General features: G+C 68.5%; 15 protein-coding genes and 2 pseudogenes. 11 read left to right on the top strand and 6 right to left on the bottom strand.

What is annotated here, in order from left to right:
- Positions 1–319 precede the first annotated feature (319 nt).
- Positions 320–1,807, top strand: a complete 1,488-nt coding sequence (locus IE311_RS34900; RefSeq protein WP_189835907.1) for a helix-turn-helix domain-containing protein — start codon at positions 320–322, stop codon at positions 1,805–1,807.
- A complete protein-coding gene (locus tag IE311_RS34895; RefSeq protein WP_189835906.1) occupies positions 1,804–2,505 on the top strand; it encodes a MerR family transcriptional regulator in 702 nt (233 codons plus the stop codon). The genes IE311_RS34900 and IE311_RS34895 overlap by 4 nt, the downstream gene beginning before the upstream one ends.
- A gap of 81 nt (positions 2,506–2,586) precedes the next feature.
- Here IE311_RS34895 and IE311_RS34890 read toward each other — a convergent pair whose 3' ends face one another.
- Entirely contained in the window at positions 2,587–3,426 is an 840-nt protein-coding gene (locus tag IE311_RS34890; protein ID WP_229902359.1) for a DUF6008 family protein, read from the bottom strand.
- Positions 3,427–3,808: 382 nt separating this feature from the next.
- On the opposite strand from IE311_RS34890, the gene IE311_RS34885 reads away from it, so the two are divergent.
- Entirely contained in the window at positions 3,809–4,123 is a 315-nt protein-coding gene (locus tag IE311_RS34885; RefSeq protein WP_189835905.1) for a WhiB family transcriptional regulator, read from the top strand.
- Between the two features lie 65 nt (positions 4,124–4,188).
- Here the strand turns inward: IE311_RS34885 and IE311_RS34880 are convergent, their stop codons facing one another.
- From IE311_RS34880 to IE311_RS34870, 3 genes are all read right to left on the bottom strand, one after another.
- Positions 4,189–4,389, bottom strand: a complete 201-nt coding sequence (locus IE311_RS34880; RefSeq protein WP_189835904.1) for a hypothetical protein — start codon at positions 4,387–4,389, stop codon at positions 4,189–4,191.
- An 813-nt stretch (positions 4,390–5,202) separates the two neighbouring features.
- Complete coding sequence (locus IE311_RS34875; protein WP_189835903.1) at positions 5,203–6,393, bottom strand: ParB/RepB/Spo0J family partition protein; 1,191 nt, start codon at positions 6,391–6,393, stop codon at positions 5,203–5,205.
- Complete coding sequence (locus IE311_RS34870) at positions 6,390–7,622, bottom strand: ParA family protein (RefSeq protein ID WP_189835902.1); 1,233 nt, start codon at positions 7,620–7,622, stop codon at positions 6,390–6,392. The genes IE311_RS34875 and IE311_RS34870 overlap by 4 nt, the downstream gene beginning before the upstream one ends.
- 705 nt (positions 7,623–8,327) lie before the next feature.
- Between IE311_RS34870 and IE311_RS34865 the strand changes: the two genes are divergently transcribed.
- From IE311_RS34865 to IE311_RS34830, 8 genes and pseudogenes are all read left to right on the top strand, one after another.
- Positions 8,328–8,534, top strand: coding sequence for a hypothetical protein (locus IE311_RS34865; RefSeq protein WP_189835901.1), 207 nt, complete (start codon positions 8,328–8,330; stop codon positions 8,532–8,534).
- A gap of 203 nt (positions 8,535–8,737) precedes the next feature.
- Positions 8,738–9,355, top strand: a complete 618-nt coding sequence (locus IE311_RS34860) for a DinB/UmuC family translesion DNA polymerase (RefSeq protein ID WP_189835900.1) — start codon at positions 8,738–8,740, stop codon at positions 9,353–9,355.
- 50 nt (positions 9,356–9,405) lie between these two features.
- Positions 9,406–9,573, top strand: a pseudogene (locus IE311_RS34855) (transcriptional regulator NrdR); the annotation flags it as partial.
- 30 nt (positions 9,574–9,603) lie between these two features.
- A pseudogene (locus IE311_RS34850) lies at positions 9,604–9,849 on the top strand (hypothetical protein); the annotation flags it as partial.
- Positions 9,850–9,995: 146 nt separating this feature from the next.
- The gene (tap, locus tag IE311_RS34845; protein WP_189835899.1) at positions 9,996–12,134 is read left to right on the top strand and encodes a telomere-associated protein Tap; all 2,139 of its coding nucleotides are present in this window, start codon (positions 9,996–9,998) and stop codon (positions 12,132–12,134) included.
- A gap of 89 nt (positions 12,135–12,223) precedes the next feature.
- Positions 12,224–12,367 (top strand): hypothetical protein, encoded by a 144-nt coding sequence (locus tag IE311_RS34840; RefSeq protein ID WP_189835898.1) that lies wholly within the window; start codon positions 12,224–12,226, stop codon positions 12,365–12,367.
- A 3-nt stretch (positions 12,368–12,370) separates the two neighbouring features.
- Positions 12,371–12,928 carry a telomere-protecting terminal protein Tpg gene (gene tpg / locus IE311_RS34835; RefSeq protein ID WP_189835897.1) on the top strand — a complete coding sequence of 186 codons (558 nt, stop codon included), beginning with the start codon at positions 12,371–12,373 and terminating at the stop codon, positions 12,926–12,928.
- A 79-nt stretch (positions 12,929–13,007) separates the two neighbouring features.
- Positions 13,008–13,325: a hypothetical protein gene (locus IE311_RS34830; protein WP_189835896.1), complete on the top strand. Its 318-nt coding sequence runs from the start codon at positions 13,008–13,010 to the stop codon at positions 13,323–13,325.
- Positions 13,326–13,633: 308 nt separating this feature from the next.
- Here IE311_RS34830 and IE311_RS34825 read toward each other — a convergent pair whose 3' ends face one another.
- Together IE311_RS34825 and IE311_RS34820 are read right to left on the bottom strand one after the other, a co-directional pair.
- A complete protein-coding gene (locus IE311_RS34825) occupies positions 13,634–14,053 on the bottom strand; it encodes a helix-turn-helix domain-containing protein (RefSeq protein WP_189835895.1) in 420 nt (139 codons plus the stop codon).
- Between the two features lie 55 nt (positions 14,054–14,108).
- Positions 14,109–14,729 (bottom strand): hypothetical protein, encoded by a 621-nt coding sequence (locus IE311_RS34820; RefSeq protein WP_189835894.1) that lies wholly within the window; start codon positions 14,727–14,729, stop codon positions 14,109–14,111.
- Positions 14,730–15,863 lie beyond the last annotated feature (1,134 nt).

The raw sequence follows: 15,863 nt of genomic DNA, 5'->3' as shown, positions 1-15,863 counted from the left end.
GTTCTGCCAGGAACCAAAAAGCCGCCATACAGCAGCCCTTTGCAAACAAGACGCCCACCCCAAAGAAAGGAGTCCAGCTCCCAGAACTTCGAGAAGCGTCCCTCTCCTCGTCACCCGACGAGGAGACCCCCGCAAGCCAAGACGAGGAGTCCCCCTCATGATGAACCAAAACGCTGTGATTCTCCAGCCCTTCGCGGACCTTTCTGAGGCCGAACACACCTTTGATGGCCATATCTCCCCCTCTCTTTCCGGCCAAGTTCAGCCGGTAATGACTCTTGCCATCCCCGATCTCCTCCACCACGGACGTGTGAAAGTGCCGATGAGGCTCGTCGAGTCCGCGTACTACTCCGACGCGGCCGTGACCGTCTACATCAAGATCAAGGCGCTCGGCGTGCGCAAGGAGGCCTGCACCGCGGGCCTCGCCACCCTCGCCTCGTACCTCGGTCTCTCCGTCTCGACCGTGCAGCGCGGCCTCGCAGAGCTGCGATCCCCGGCACCCGACGGCGTCATCGAACTGCCCGAGAGCCGTCGCCGGACCCTCCGTGGCGGCACCGGCACCACCGCACGCCGCAGGGTCCGCGAGATGTGGCCCAGCGAGCGGTTCGTCTGGCTGCCCGTCGTCGCCTCCGAGCGGCTGCGGCCCCGTCTCCTGCGCGCCTACGCCGTCATCTCGTTCGCCGTCGTGCAGAACATGCCCCTGACCGAGCGTGAGCTCGCCGGCCACCTGCGGCACCATTCCGGCCCCAAGGCCGGCCGGCCGATCACCACCGAGGCGGCCGGGCGCATCATCGACGAACTGGCCGGATCCAGCTGGATCACCGTCGACCGGCGGGCCGGAGCACGGGGGCGCCACCTCTTCAGCGTCCTCGGCGAGGAGACCACGCCGTCTTCTGCTCTTGATGACCTGTCCGGTTCCGATCTTGATGACCGATCCCTCGCGTATAAGGAAGACCTAAGGATTGACCGACTTGAGAACGAGCCGACGCCTTGGTCACCCGCCGTAGGCGAACCACCGGTGGCAGAGCCCGCACATGAGCCCCCCGCAACACCGCGCCCCGTCGCTGCCTCACGTGATCACGCGCTGCGCGCGGACGACGAAACCCCCAGCCCCTCCCCCACCAGCGACAGTGGCGGCAAGCCTCCGTACCGGGGCCCGCAGCTGACGTTCAGCCTGCGGCTGCACACCGTCCTGGAGCCGGTGCGCTTCCTGCTCGCCGGGGTCGGCGCCTACGTGCAGCGACGCATCGGCCAGGAGATCTCCCGGCAGCTCGAAAACGGAACCACGGTCCCCCGCCTGCAGGCCCGGCTCACCCACCGCCTCGCCCGGACCCTCATCGCCGACATCCGGGACCCCGGTCGCTGGCTGCTGGGCGTCGCCCTCCCCCGCTGGGGCTGCGCCGACCCGGACTGCGAGGCGGGCGTGCTCTGGTCGGCGGGTGTCGAGTGCCGGGCCTGCCGGGAGGTGATCGCCGAACGCGCGGCCCGCCGCCGGTCCACCCCGCCACCCGTCGCTCTGCCCTTGCCCACCAGGCCGACCGCCGAAGCCGGGCTACGCGCCGTGACGTGCTGCCCGGAGTGCGAACGGCCCCACCTCCGAGGCAACTCGGGGCTGTGCGCGGAATGCCGGCCCCGCCCCGGACTCGTCCCGGTACCCGGCCCCACCGCGGCGATCGGCATCGGGTGCCCGGGCCACGAGGGAACCTGCGGACGCCCGGCACCGCGTGGCCTGTGCTGGCACTGCCGCGCCGAGAGCAGAGCCCACCTGCCCAAGGGCGCCGACAAGCGCGTTCCGGTCGGCACGCGATGACCACCGCACCGCCCGAAGCGGGTATGCGCATCGCGGAACTCGGCCGTATCTGTGGCGTGTCCACGCCCACCATCAAGTACTACATCCGCGAGGGCCTGCTTCCCGCAGGACGTCTCACCAGCAGCAACCAGGCTCGCTACACCGAGAACCATGTACACCGGCTGCGCCTGATCCGGGCTCTGCTCGAGCTCGGCGGCCTGTCCGTGGCGAAACTCCGGGCCATCGTGACCGTGCTGGACGGCGAGGCCGACCTCTCCCACCGCGACAACTCCCTTGCCCCGGCGGACCTGTCACGCCGTGACAGGTCGCCCGCCGAGCTGGACGCGCTGGAGGTGCTGGCGGCTCCCGCACCGCAGGACGGACCGCTCACGATCCTGGCGGCGGACCCGCGCACCCTGGCCCTGGTCGGCACACTCGCCGCACGCCGTGGTTGGCACGCGCCCGCCGACGGCCCTGAGTTCGCACGGGTGATCGAGCTGCTGGACACCCTGGGCAAGCTGGACCAGCACCACTTCGCCGAACGGATCGACGCGTACGCCGACGCGGCGGAGCGGGCGGCGGCCGCCGACACGGAGTTGCTGCACTCCCCCACCTGCGGCCCGGGCCCGGCGGAGCGCCTGGTCGTCGCGGCTGTCCTGGGCGACGAACTGCTGTCGGCGCTGCGCCGGCTGGCCCGTACGGCCGGTACGGCGGGATGAACCGCACCGGCCGCCGAAACGAAGAAAGGGGGGAGCCGCACCCCGGGTGCAGCCCCTCCCCCACGCTTGGGTCGGCGCGCGCTACGAGCGGCTCACCAGCTCCGGCTCCCGCACGGGCTCCGCACCCTGGGCGGACTGCTTGACGGAGTCCGAGGCGGCAGCGGAGGCGGAAGCCGGGAAGAGGGCGCAGTCCTCGGCGGCGGCGGGCTCGGGCAGGTATCCGTCCTTGACCGCCTTCTTCTCCTTCCACAGGTGGAAGATGGCCGCGGCAAGGATGGCGCTGCCGATGAGGTTGGCGACGAAGTGCCACCACACGCGGTACGTGACAAGGGCGGGGCCCGGGTCGATGGCGCCGAACCAGGTGGACAGCCCGATGGCGCGGCTGGCGCCGAGCGCGACCGACAGGGTCAGCACGATGTGCTCGATGCCGTGGATGCCCTGCATCCAGACGCCCATCTTGGCCCACTTGCGGGACTTGAGGGCGCCGGTGGCGCGGCGGGTGATCTGGACGATGCCGACGAGTCCGGCGAGGAAGATGAAGTTGCCGACGAGGTGCAGAATCTCCATGCCGAGGGCGGGCTTGGTCGGGTCGATCTGCCCCATGCCCCGCGCGATGCTGTTCGCCCACGGAGTCATCCAGGCGGGAGAATACGGGTTCGCCACCCAGTAGCCGGCCTGGACGACGTGCTCCTGGAAGTGCCCGATCTGCCCGACGACGCCGAGACCGATGACGGCGACCGAGGTCTTGAACAGCCAGGGCCGCACTGGCCCACGGTTGGCGTACGCGACCACGATGACGGCAGCCCACATGACGACGGCCCATCCGATGAACAGCACGGCACCCCAGCTGTCCAAGGAGGAGACCGCACCTCCCATCTCGTGGCCTCCGGGGCCTCCGTTACCTACGTGCGGGTGGTCCATGGGCACCATGGATGGGCTCCTTGTCCGGTTCTCAGGGAGACGTGTCGTACATGACGGTTCTGGCACGCTACGGACCTTGGTTTCGGGGGAGCCACTTCCAAAGTGCTGACCTTCCTGGGCCTGACAGGGAGAAGCCGTTCGGGTGGTCACGGCGCGGTGCCCCCAGCAGCTCGGACGGTCGCGCTGCAGAACCCGCACATAGCTCTTGCGCTGCGAAGACGACGACGACAAGCGCGTCCCACCGCACGGATCCTCTGAAGGTGCAGCGAGTGCCGATCAAGTCCTGCCGTGCCTTCGGCGATTCCCGTACGGTCGAGGCCGAACGGCTCGTCCGAGTCGTTCGGCAGCCACAAGGGCACCATGCGGAAAGGGCCGGCACGAGGTGGGCGAGGACTGGATCGAGAACGCTGTCTGTCGGGCGGCCGACGCCGAGAACCTCTTTGTGCAAGGGTCGGCCCAGAACCAGGCCAAGGCCATCTGCACCGACTGTTCCGTCCGTACCCGCTGCCTCGCCTACGCCCTCGACAATCGGATCGAGCACGGGATCTGGGGCGGAACGACCGAACGGGAGCGCCGCAGGCTACTGAGGCGCGAGCCCGCTGTCACCTCCTGGCGCGCCCTCCTGGAGTCGGCGGAGCAGCCTTGGACCGCCTCCTCCCGGACACCCGTTCTCGCAGGCCCCGCTTCGGCCGCGTGAGATCCACGGGCAGCTGGGCCCGATGGTTGTTCCCCTGCCCCATGAGCGGCCCCACGAGCCAACGGTCAGACGGTCCCTTGATCCGCCGAGCAGTGCCCAGCCGCGTCCTCCAGGCCATGGGCCTCCGGCGGTTCACCGCCGGCGCGACTCATCTCGTTGCGCGCTTCCTGCATGGCGAGCACCTCGAGCCACTCCTCGGCCGTGAAGAGATCCCGGTTGGCCGGGTTCCCGTAGATCATCGCGACGTACTTCATCTCGGGTGTCATCCCCCCTTTTCGCATGCCCCGTTGGCACGCTGGTCACCACTCAGTCGGAGCTGGAAACGAGCCCTCGACACCCAACGACAGCATTTCTCAAGATTCTTCGCACTCGGTGGGCCTGCCCAGGGCATCCACCGAACAGCGGTGTCGTTGCGCCCCTTGACCACCCTTGACCGGACGGTTCGTCCAGACGCAAGCAGGGAGAGGCGCGGGACCGGCTGAACCCGAGAACCTCCGTACGTCGGGGACCGGTTCCCGCATCCTCGCCTCGCTGCGGCGCCTGCGGGCCGCGGACACCGGTCGCGTCCCGGCCGGTGCGCCGTCGACTTCGCGCGGCATCCCTCCGGGAAGAACCGATGCGGCTTCCGACCGCGGGCCTCAGCGCCTGGGCGTCGTTCCCTGCCCTGGTCGGGTCCGGGGTGATGGTTCTGTTCGGCCGGAGCGGGGGCGCTGACGTCGGCCGTTCTTGATGCGCCGGCCGGGAGAACGGCATGCTGGGCGACGCGGGCGACCTGGTCGCCGACAGTGACGCCGTCCGCAATGTCATTGGCGGGGGAGACGGCGGCCTCGGGCCGGGGGAGCCTGGGCCGGGACCTCCCCCTGCTGCAAGGGCTGACCGGTCTCGGAGAACCTCGGCGCAAAAGCGGGAGGTGTTGGGGGGCAGGTGAGCAGCCGCCGTGTCTGGGGTGCCCGCTGCCAGCGGCGCTCCGGGCTGGTGCTGATCAGCTCTCCGGTCAGGGAGCCGGGTCGGTGAGGATCCAGGCAGGCACCGTGAGAGGGCCGACCTCACAGGGAGATCGGCCCTTCTCAGTGGCTCTGCTACGGCCTGTCGAGGATGTCCGAGATGGTCCGGAGGATCAGGGCAAGGTCGTGTCGGTCCTTCGGCACTAGGCCGCAGCCCAGGTCCTGGGCTACTTCCTCGACGCCTGCGGCGAGCTGGAAGTAGCGCTGGAGCATGGCGCTTCGCTGGTCGGCGTCCAGGTTCTCTCGCGCGAAATCCATGAGTGCCTTGCCGTCGCTCTTCAGCGCGGGCAGTGTCTCGTCAGAAGTGCCTGCCGACCTCGGATCAGGGACGGCCACCACGCCGGTGTTCATAACCGGGTTATGAACACCGGAGAGCGCCGGCGGCTGCCCCGCGGCCGGGGAACCGGTCGACGTCGTCATAACCGGGTTATGAGGGTGGCTTCCCTGATCGGCGACGGCGGAGGTGGCTGGAGGCGTCTCCGTAGCTTCCCGAGCAGCCGTGCGGGGGGACGTACTGGCCGTTGGGGTCTTCCTGACCTGCTTCTGTACTGCCTTCGCTGCCACTTCTTGCGCTTTGATCTCCGCGAGGCGGGACTCCTGGTCCTCGGGCTTCTTGTTTCCGACCCGACGCAGGTGCTTGGCCTGTTCCGTTCCGTCCTTCAGCCGCTGCTGAAGTTCGGGCGTGAGGTTGAGCAGAGCCAGGCGCTGTGAAACCCAGGCCTGTGTTCGGTGAAGCCTTTCGGCGAGCTTCTCCTGTGTGCCGTGCAGCTTGAGGAGCTTCTGGAGGGCCTTGGCTTCGTCGAGGGGGTCGAGGTCTTTGCGGTGAATGTTGGCGACGAGCGCGGATTCGAGGAGGCCGTTGGGGTCGGCTCCGAGGTCGTCGTCGAGCATCACCTTGAGGGTGGTGCAGCCGGCTTCACGGGACGCTGCGAGGCGGGAGTTGCCGTCGATGACCACGTACTGGGTGTCGGTCTCGAGATCCGCATCGCGGCCGGGGTTGGCCTGAAGGTAGGCGAAGCGGGTCATGATGCTGATGGCTGTCTTCTGCCCATGGTCCCGGAGACTGTTGGACAGGTCGGTCAGGTCGCCGAGCTCGCTCCTGGGGTTGTCAGGGTTCAGGCTGATGGCGCTGAGGGGCAACTCAGTCGGGGCGGCGACCCCTTCGGTGGGTGCGCTGGTGGCCTGGTTGATGGCGGCGCGTCGGGCGCTGACCGGCTGGGCTCGCTGGAAGGAGCTGCTGGCACCGAGGAGTTTGGCCTTGCTCATGAGATCTCCCTGGCGAGTGCGCGCATGCCGACGGCCTGGTCGCAGCGTGGTGCGTAGGCAAGGAGAGGCCTCTTCACGCGCACGGCCTCCTTCTGTTCCTTGAGGTCGCCGATGACGCCCACGACGCGGGGATCCTTTATGTCGATCCAGCCCTGCAGCGATGAGGTGGCGATGAAGCCGCGGCGGGCGTCGTACTGGTTGACGACGATGCCGAGGTAGTCGAGGTCGAGGGCCATGTCGGTGCGCAGGTCCTCGAGCTGGGAGGTGAGGAGGTCGTATGCGTCGGCGGAGCTGTCTTCGGCCTGGACGATGACGAGGATGCCGGAGTTGCCGGGCTCTTCGCCGTCGCGCCGGCGTCCGTAGTGGGCTGCGGCGTCCATGCTGAGGCCGAGGCTCGGCGGACAGTCGACCACGATCACGTCGTAGTCGCTTTCAACGGAGTTGAGGGCGCGCTCCAGGGCTGCTTCTCGGGCTCGGACGCCGGACAGCTTCACGTCGAGGAGGAAGGCGTCGGTGCAGGCGGGAAGCAGGTGGAGTCGGTCGCCGAACCGCTCGTCGTCGACCTGAACGATGAGGTCCTTCAGTTGGCCCTTGGCCTCGCCCGACATGTGCTTGGTGAGGCTGTCGCCTTCGATCGGGAGCGGCGTGTGACCGAGCTGGCTGGTCAGGTGCCCTTGGGGGTCGAAGTCGATGAGGAGCACACGCAGTCCGAGGCCGGGGAGCTCCTCGTAGTCGAAGGCGTCTGCCGTCTCCTCGATGAGGGCGGCGAGGTGCTTGGAGATGCGGACCATGTGCAGCTTGTCGGAGTCCTCGGCCATCGCTTCGCCCACGCCGGCGGCGACGGCGGTCTTGCCGACGCCGCCCTTCTGGTTGCAGGTGATGATGCGTCGGACGTACCGCGGTCGCAGGACAGCGGGCGCGGGGTTCTTGTCGAGCCAGAGAGCGACTGATTGTGAGAGGCCTTGGACGATGGAGACGCCCCGGGCACCGCAGTCGGCGCGGAAGCCGTCCCATTGCCCCTCCGGGAGGAAGGTGGAGAAGGACTTGGCGCCTGAGGTGTCGATGGAGGGAAGGTTGGATCCCAGCCCGCGCCAGGCGGTGACGCCTGCTTCGACCGCGTTCTGGATGCCGATGCCGTGCTGAGCGCTTCGAACCTTCAGGTCGCGTTGCAGCTCGGCCGGGAGTTTCGAGACGACCTTCTCGCGGTCGCCGGGTGAGGGCTGAGTCATGCGCGACACCTTACTAACACTCAAGATCGCTTCAAGCATCAACACGGTAGGTTCACGGCCCCGATGCTTCCTAGGTCCTCCATAACCCGGTTATGAAGCCGCGTCCGTGACCGTGCGCCATTCCACCGCTCCTGGTGAACTCCCATGGGAGGAGAGTTGCGGGCCCGCGCCGTGAAACACCGGAGAGCCGGCACCCCAGTGTGGTCGTGGGGACGACCGGCCCTTGGGGATTGGTGCGTTCAGCGGGCCCAGGTGCCGGGAGTGCCACGGTCGGCGCTTGGATGCGGCCGCCGTGGTCGTCGGTGCGGCAGGGTGCCGCATGGCGATGCCCGGTGGCTCCGGGGTCGGTGAGCTGGGCCGAACGCGACGGCGCTGGCGGCGGCCAGACGCAGGTCGGTGTCGAAGGTGGCCGGGTAGTAGGTGGAGCCGGCCACGGCTCCGCTGATGGCACCGGCCAGCATAGGGCGGTACGTCGTGCCCGGTCGGGTGGTGGGGGAGGGGAAGAGTGCGGGGGCGGCCGGTTACCGGGTCTTGGCGCCGGTGGCGGCGACTGGGGCGGCGACCGTCTCCCAGCCGTGGTGCCAGGTGCTGTCGACGCGCCGTTGATGCCGTAGTCGGCCAGTCGGTAGAAGCCGACGCCAACCCTCGCGGGAGTGATCGGCGGATGGGCAGAGCTGGCTCTCAGGACCAGGCCATGCAAGCGGAGTGCCTGGCGGGAAGCGGCACGGCTACTTCACCTTCACCGACCCCAGCGGCAACGGGTACTACAACCACAGCAGCCGGTCGTCGCTGACCCTCCGCCTCGTCTACGACCCGTTCTGGACCCGGCAGGCGCACCCGTCCGCCGGCCGGGCTGACCTCCTGCTTCTTGTCCGCGCGGGACAGTACGACCGCGCGGAGAGAGCGGCATGAGCACAGACCATGACCATGTGATCCGGCACGTGCGTCGCCGCCCCGACACCACGGCGGACGGCCACCGCCGCGACCGCCTCCGCGCACCCCGGAACCTCGGGAATCCTGCACCTGCCGGGCCATCGCGCCGTCGAACAGTTCCCGGCCCGGGCTGCCCGGCTGGAGGCGTTCGGACTGCACAACCATCGGCGCGCCTCGCCGCGATGGACGAGACCGTCGTCTGCCGGGTCCTGGGCGGTAAGGCCTGGCGCACCCTGCGCGACCGCGCCCGCGGGATCGACCCCCGCGCGGTCACCGCCCGGCGCATGCCCGAGTCCACCAGTGCCTTCCACGCCTTCGACCACGACGTGTACGACCCCGTCCTCGTGCGGGCAGCGCTGCTGGACCTGGTCACCGCCCTCGGGCAGCGGATCCGCGGCCGTGACCAGATCGCCCGCGAGCTCACCCTGGCCGTACGGTTCGCCGACGGCTCCACCGTCGAACGCACCCGCACCCTCCCACAGCCGTCCGCTCACACCGACGACCTCAGAGCCACCGTCTTCCGGATCCTGGACTCCATGGCGTTCGAGCGGGCGCGGATCCGCCGCCTCCTCGTGACCGTCGAAGATCGCCGCCCCGCCGGCGAAGGCCCCGGGACACAGACCTCCCTGGACCCCGCAGGGAGAACCGGCTTTCCCTGGAGCCCGTCCTCGACCGCATCAACTCCCGGTACGGCCGCCGCCTCGCCGGGCCAGCCCGTGCCTACCGCAAAGCGAGTTGATCCCCAACGGCATGGGTCCGGGCGGCACCGCGTTCCTCCGGGGCCGGGGCCGGGGCCGTAGGCCTGCGTCAGCCCTTCTGGAGCAGGAACGCCTGGCGGGGGTCGGAACCCATCCGACGCCGTCGCCAGCGCCCCGACTGCTGCCGTCGTTTCACGACGGTGGAGACGTGCTCGCTCGCGCCGAGCTGACCAACCCCCACCCACGACGTGGGTCTGGCCGTCCTCGGCCAGTTGCCGGAACTCGACGTCGTCGCGTACCTGCGCTTCGCGTCCGTTTACGCCGACTGACCTGCGGTCCGGGTCGACCACGGCCCGACACGTGGTTCCCGCAGCAAGGGAGCCAAGTCGGCGAGCAAGGGCCTGCGTATCGAGCGCATCCACACCACCCCCGGCGTGCATCCGTACGGCGAGGTGGCGTGGGAGCGCCGTGACGTCGTCATGACCAACTGGCGCGACGGCTCGATCGACTTCGAGCAGCGTGGCGTGGAGTTCCCCGATGATCCGCTGCAGGACTTCCTGGCGCTCCTTCTCGCTCAGCACCGCCGAGGCGACGTGCATGTCCATCGATCCCTCCCCGCAGGGGTTGTTCGTGGCTTTGGCGCTCTCGCCGACACCAGGCCAACAGCTCTTTGATCGGGTTAAATGTTCGAGTAAAAAGGTAAGGTTAAGTCTGCTACTGTTCAGGCTGGAGGTAGAGGCCCATGGCATCCGAGGAAGAGCTGTTCGCGTCCATCGACGCCCTGTTGGAGGAGGAGCCTCAGCTCCCGCCCCCGGCGGAGCGCGCCCGACTGCGCGAGGCCGCCGGCATCACCCAGGCCCGCCTCGCGGAGGCCCTGAAGCTGAAGTCGACGCAGAGCATCAAGAACTGGGAGAACGGCCGCAGCGAACCGACCGGCCCGCGCCTGGCGGCCTATCAGCGGCTGCTGAAGGGGTGGGCGGCGAAGCATCCCGCGCCCGGTACCACCACCGCTGTGCTGGCAGCTCCGGTCCCTCCGGCCGCACGGCAGCCGGAGGTGCCCGAGATGGTCACCGGCCTGTCCGACCCCGAGCCGGAGGCGGGAACCTCCGCGCCGGTACAGGATTCGGCCGCACCCGAGCGCCCTGCCCGTCCGGCCGCACGCCCCGCATCGACGTCGCGGCGTCCAGCGGCGAAGAAGGCCGCCGCGCCCGCGCGGGACCCACACTTCCCCCACGGCCCGCTCGTCGTGCTGGACGGCGACGGCTCCGCGTACGGCACGGGCGGCATCGTGCTGGACTGCCCCGCCACCACCGTGCCGGAGCTGGTGGAGTGGACCCTCAAGGAGTCCGGCCTCGGTGCCGCCAAGCTCAACCGGTACGGCAAGGACAGCGACCCGCTGATCGTGCTCACCGCGGCCGCCGCCGTGAAGCTCGGGCTGCCCGAGCGCCTGGAAGGCCACGAGCAGCGCCGCTCCCTGCGCCTCCCGGAGGACCACCCGGCCGTCAAGCAGGTGCTCAAGGCGAAGTGGCAGCTCACCCAGCGGGGCTTCGGCCCGTGGGCGCGGATCTACCGCAAGACGCAGGGGCGCGAGCGGCAGTGCGTGCAGCTGGCGATCCTGTCGTGGGACGCCCTCGATGAGCGGTCCTGGCCCGGCGTTGCCGAGATGGAGCCGGCCGACATCGCCGGCGTCCTCGGCGTGTACGCCCAGCGGGTCATCACCCCGCGTGGGTCGACGGCCGTCTCGGGGCTGGAGCTGATGACGGCGCTGCGTCCGCCGACGAAGCCGGAACGCGATGCGGAGACCGGGAACTGGGTGTCCAGCTACAACCCCGGCAGCTTGGGGACGGAGTCGATGGACCCGGCGCCACCGGAGGCCACCCCCGAGCATCCCGTCGTCGTTCAGTCCGGCTGGACGGGCGGATTCCTGAACGAGGAGGCGTACCAGTGGGTGCGGTCGGTGGACACGCTCAGCGATGAGGAGTGCCTGCTGCCCTTCGCGATCGGCCTGGACCTGAACACCGCCTTCCTCGCGGCCTCGGCCCGCCTGGTCGTCGGCCTCAGCGCCCCGGACCACTTCCACAACGTGAAGTTCAACCCGAAGATCCCCGGCTCCTGGCTGGTCGACCTGTCCCACATCGAGCTGGACCCGCGCCTGCCTTCCCCGTTCACACCGGACGGCACCCGCCCGACCGGACCCGCCTGGTACCAGACACACACGGTCGCCTATGCCCAGGAGCTCGGCCACGACGTGCACCCGATCGAGGCATACCTGCGCCGCGAGACCGGCGCGTACCTCGACCCGTGGCACGACCGCCTCAAGAACGCCTACGTCGACACCCTCGCCGACCTCGGCGTCACCAAGGACCTGGACGACCGCCAGTTCCTCGCCGCGATGGAGCAGCACAAGCAGATCGACCCGGCCCTGGCCGCCGTCCTCGCGGCCATCAAGGCCACCGTGAAGGGCGGCGTCGGCAAGCTCCGCGAGCGTCCGCAGGGCAAGCACTACAAGGAGGGCGAGCGGTGGCCGGCCCTGGAGCGGCCGACCTGGCGCCCCGACATCCGGGCCGCCGTCATCTCCAAGGCCCGGGTCAACATGCACCGCAAACTCAACAACATGGGGAGGATGACCGGCCTGTACCCGCTCGCCGTGCTCTCCGACTGCGTCGTCTACCCCTCGCGGGGATCCTCGCCGCTGGACTTCCTCCCCTACGCGACATCCGGCAAGCCGCAGCCCGGCGGGTTCCGTCTCGGACCGACACCGGGCCTGGCGAAGCTGGAGGGTGTCCAGGAAATGCTGTGGGCCATCGACCTGATGGAGAAGGGTCTGAACCCCGCGAGGCACATCAAGGGCGGCGACGCCGTTCTGGACGAGGGCGAGTAGCCGTGCCCACCGCGACCACTGCAGGCAGGGCGCCGTCGCTGGAGGCCGGCACGGAGCTGGAGCGGACGCTAAACCGCCTGGAGGCCCGCTTGGAGGCTCTGCGGTTCTCCCTGCGCGCCCAACGGTCCTTGCCCCGGTTCGAACTGCGGCGGCACGACCTGCGCGAGACGCGCGAGACCTGGTTCCGGCTCGTCGACCCCGACGGCCAGGACTCCACCCCCGAAGGGAACTGAACCGTGGCGGGAGAGATCGAGGACGCCATCGAGCGGGCCGACCGGGAAGCGTTCACCCGAGAGCCGCCAAAGACGCTCAAGGGCCAGATCAGCTACCTGCTCAAGCAGCTCGGCAGCGCCAAGGCCGTCGCCCAGGAGCTCGGCGTCACCGCCGACTCCGTCAACCGCTACCGGCGCGGCGCCCGCAAGCACCCCCGCGCCGACGTCGCCGCGAAGATCGACGACGCCGTACGGCAGCGTTGGCAGCCGCTGGTGCGCAAGCGCCGGCGCAAGCGGGCCGCCGCTACCGGGATCACGGTGGAGACCCGGGCCCGGTTCGGCTACGAATCGTCAGCCGGATCGAGCGACGACGGCCGCTTCCGCCGCCTCACCGTCCGCCTCCCCGCCACGTACGCGCAGCGCCTGTTCGACGCCCGCGACACCGGAGCCAGCGACCAGAAGATGCGCAAGATCATCGCCGAAGGGTTTAAGGAAGTCTATTTTCAGGACGGCGGCAGGCGCGCTACGGGACTGTCGGACGTCGAAATCAACGACATCGACTATTTGGACCTGGATTACTGACTTCGGAGTCCATTGATGGCGAGTATCAATTAATTTGACTGAGCCCTTGAAATGGCGAGTCAGCGTTTGAGTCGGCGGGGTGCGCGATCTGTTTCTTCGCGCAGGCCGCGAAGGTCCTCGACACTCTGGCCGAGCCGAGCGAGGGTGGGACGGGCTGGAGTGGTCGAAGCTTCCCCACCAGTCCCGGAGCCGGTGGCCCGGGTCGCCGCAGGGCATCGTCGGCCTCTACCTCACGCGCACCGGCGTCCACGAGTCCTGGCCCGTCGAAGACTTCCTCGACCTGCTCGGCACCTGCCGCCGCGACCTCACCGAGCTGCGCGGCGTGCTCGCCGAACTCCTCACCGGCTGCCCGGTCTGCCTCCCACCCCTGCCCGAGGCACGGGTACTGCACAGGTAGCAGACCGTCCCCGACTGGTACGGCACGGCCAACTGCTGCACGCTGGCCGCGTCGCTGCGGTTTGTTCTGGAGGAGCAGAACAAACCGGTTCACCTGGTGCTACCGGCAGCTCCCGTTGCGGTCGGTGCTGCTGCACGTGCCGACCCATCGTTTGTTCTGCTGCTTCAGAACAAACCGGTTTAGCTAGTGCTACCGGCTTGATCGCGGATGGACATGAAGGAGGCGCTACACCCGGGGGTGCAGCGCCTTGGTTGCTTCGCGTGGTCAGGAGCCCGCCGGAGGGCCGTTAAGAGCCCTTGGTGGGGTCTTCAGCCGGTGGCGGCGAGGTTGGCCGTCTGGGCGGCGAACCTCGCCCGTCGCTGCTCGGTGAAGCGGCCGGGCTCGGCGGCCCGGATCTCGGGAACCGGCATGACGGGCGAGGACACCTTGCCGCCGGTCAGCAGCGGGTGCAGTTGGTAAAGCCCGTCTTCCAGGCTCCAGGCGAGTCCGCACTCGCGGAGTTCCTTGAAGCCGCGGTTCACGGTGGGCTTGCTGGCGCCCAGCTCGGAGCACATCTCGTTCTGGCTGATCGCGGCGGTGCCGGTCTCCGGGTCGCTGAGGTACAGCAGCTGGTCCAGGACGCGTCGGCCGGCGGTGGAGACGTCGACCAGGGACAGGAGGCGCAGGACGTCACGAGCGATCATGACGGGTGCCTCGGTGGGAGGGCTGGGGACGTAAGAGCTGCTCACGGAGCCTCACCACTTCCAATCAGGTCGATGTGTACCGAGGATATGCCTCGCGAGGTCACGCGCTCGCCTTGCCTACAGGCCGACGATGCCGCAGCGTGACGACCTTCTCCTTGCGGCGAGCGGACTCGGCGGCCTTCTTCTCCGCCTCCCGCGCCTGGCGCCACTCGGTGGGGTAGTCAGAGTGCGGGATGATGCAGGCCGGGCCCTCCGCGCTGTTCCAGAGCGCCTGCCACTTCTCCTGCTCGCCGGAGGTGCCGGCCACCGTGAGCCACGGGTTCAGCTGGAGGATTCCGCGCTTGGCGGTGCGCTGCCAGCCGATGTGCGCGAAGAACTGGCTGGCCTCGTTGACGGAGGCCGCCGACAGCTTGCACCGGGCCTGGAGGTCGCGCTGGTTGGTCTTCACGAAGCCGCGGGCGGCTGCCCGGAGGTTGTCGTCGGCACGGTTGGCGTTCTGGAGCGCCACGAGCTTGCACCAGACCTGGAACCAGCTCCCGGGCATCTTTAGGCTGCCGAGCACGTCCATCAACAGCCGGGCGTCCAGCACGTAGCCGCTGCACTCCGCGCTCGCGGCGAACTCGCGGCCCTTGATCTTCTCAACGCCCAGGATCAAGCCGCCCTTGCCGTCCGACCGCGCGACCACGCGCTCGCCGGGGCGGACGATCGGCAGCTGTTCCATCAGCACAGTCCTCCAGAGATGATCAACGCTTCAGGGCTGCACGGTAGCACTAGGTAAACCGGCTTGTTCTGGAGGGGCAGAACGTACGGTGCCTCAAAGTCACCTGACGAGCCATCAGTTTTGGAGTGGCTTTGTTCTAGATCTCCAGAACGCTCGGAAGCCGTTTGTTCTGGAGATCTAGAACAAACGGTTTCGTATCACTGCAGGTCAAAGCCGATTTCAGCGCGGAACTCTCTTATGTGTCACTAGAGCTCACCCCCCCCATCGAACCCCTGCCGACCACACCCCGGTGCCTACAGGCCAAGCGTCTGGCGACAACCGGCGTGTCGCCATCGGCAACCACCGGATGGAGGGGGCGACCTTCCCGGCCGAGCTCGCTTCGCATGCGCCGCAGCGCCCCCGTGCGGGTCGTGGACAGCAGCAACTGCTCTGAGTCCTGGGTGGTATCTACCGTGAAAATCAAAGGAGAGGAGGCGTGGCTGGTGCCGGTGTACGGTTCCGCCCTCAGGGCCTGGGGGCTGCTCGGCTCCGGTACCTCCGAGCGTTGAATTCCAGCGTTCCCATATCTGGCTTCTGTTCCGTAGTTGAGCAGTTTAAGGGCTTCGCAATTATGACTTCGGTCGGTAAATTTTGCCGGGTTATGAATGTAAAACAAGAGTAAAAGCTACACATCCATATTCAATGATGCATTGTACTTATTATTCGTTCCTTTGGTCGGGTGGCCTGTCGACGTACCCCGTATCGTGGTGACAGGGTGGTGCATGCTGACAGTTCATTTGGGTGAACGCAAAGTCGGGTCGAAGGATGGGGGAGGAGTTTGGGTGGAGCGCAGCGGAACCCGTCACTGCGGTGAGGCCGGCACCCCGTCAGGTCGATAGCCCGTCACGTTCGTTGCTGGGGTGGTGGCTAGGATTCCCAGACCCTACACAGGCCCGCAGGCGATGCACCCCCTCGTAGCCAGCCACGCCACCTGCGCAAGCGCAGGTGGCTCGCAATTCCCGCTTGCGGGAATTGCATTCCCTCAGGAATTCCGTTTACGGAATTCCATTCCGGCGCTTGCGCCGGAATTCGCATTGCGCTTGCGCAATGCGCGCTCTATGCCCCGGCTTGCCGGGGCATATCCCGCTCCGCGGG

Origin of the sequence: Streptomyces zaomyceticus, from assembly GCF_014656215.1 — a bacterium.
Taxonomy (GTDB): domain Bacteria; phylum Actinomycetota; class Actinomycetes; order Streptomycetales; family Streptomycetaceae; genus Streptomyces; species Streptomyces zaomyceticus.
This window is presented reverse-complemented; position numbering and strand designations above follow the sequence as displayed.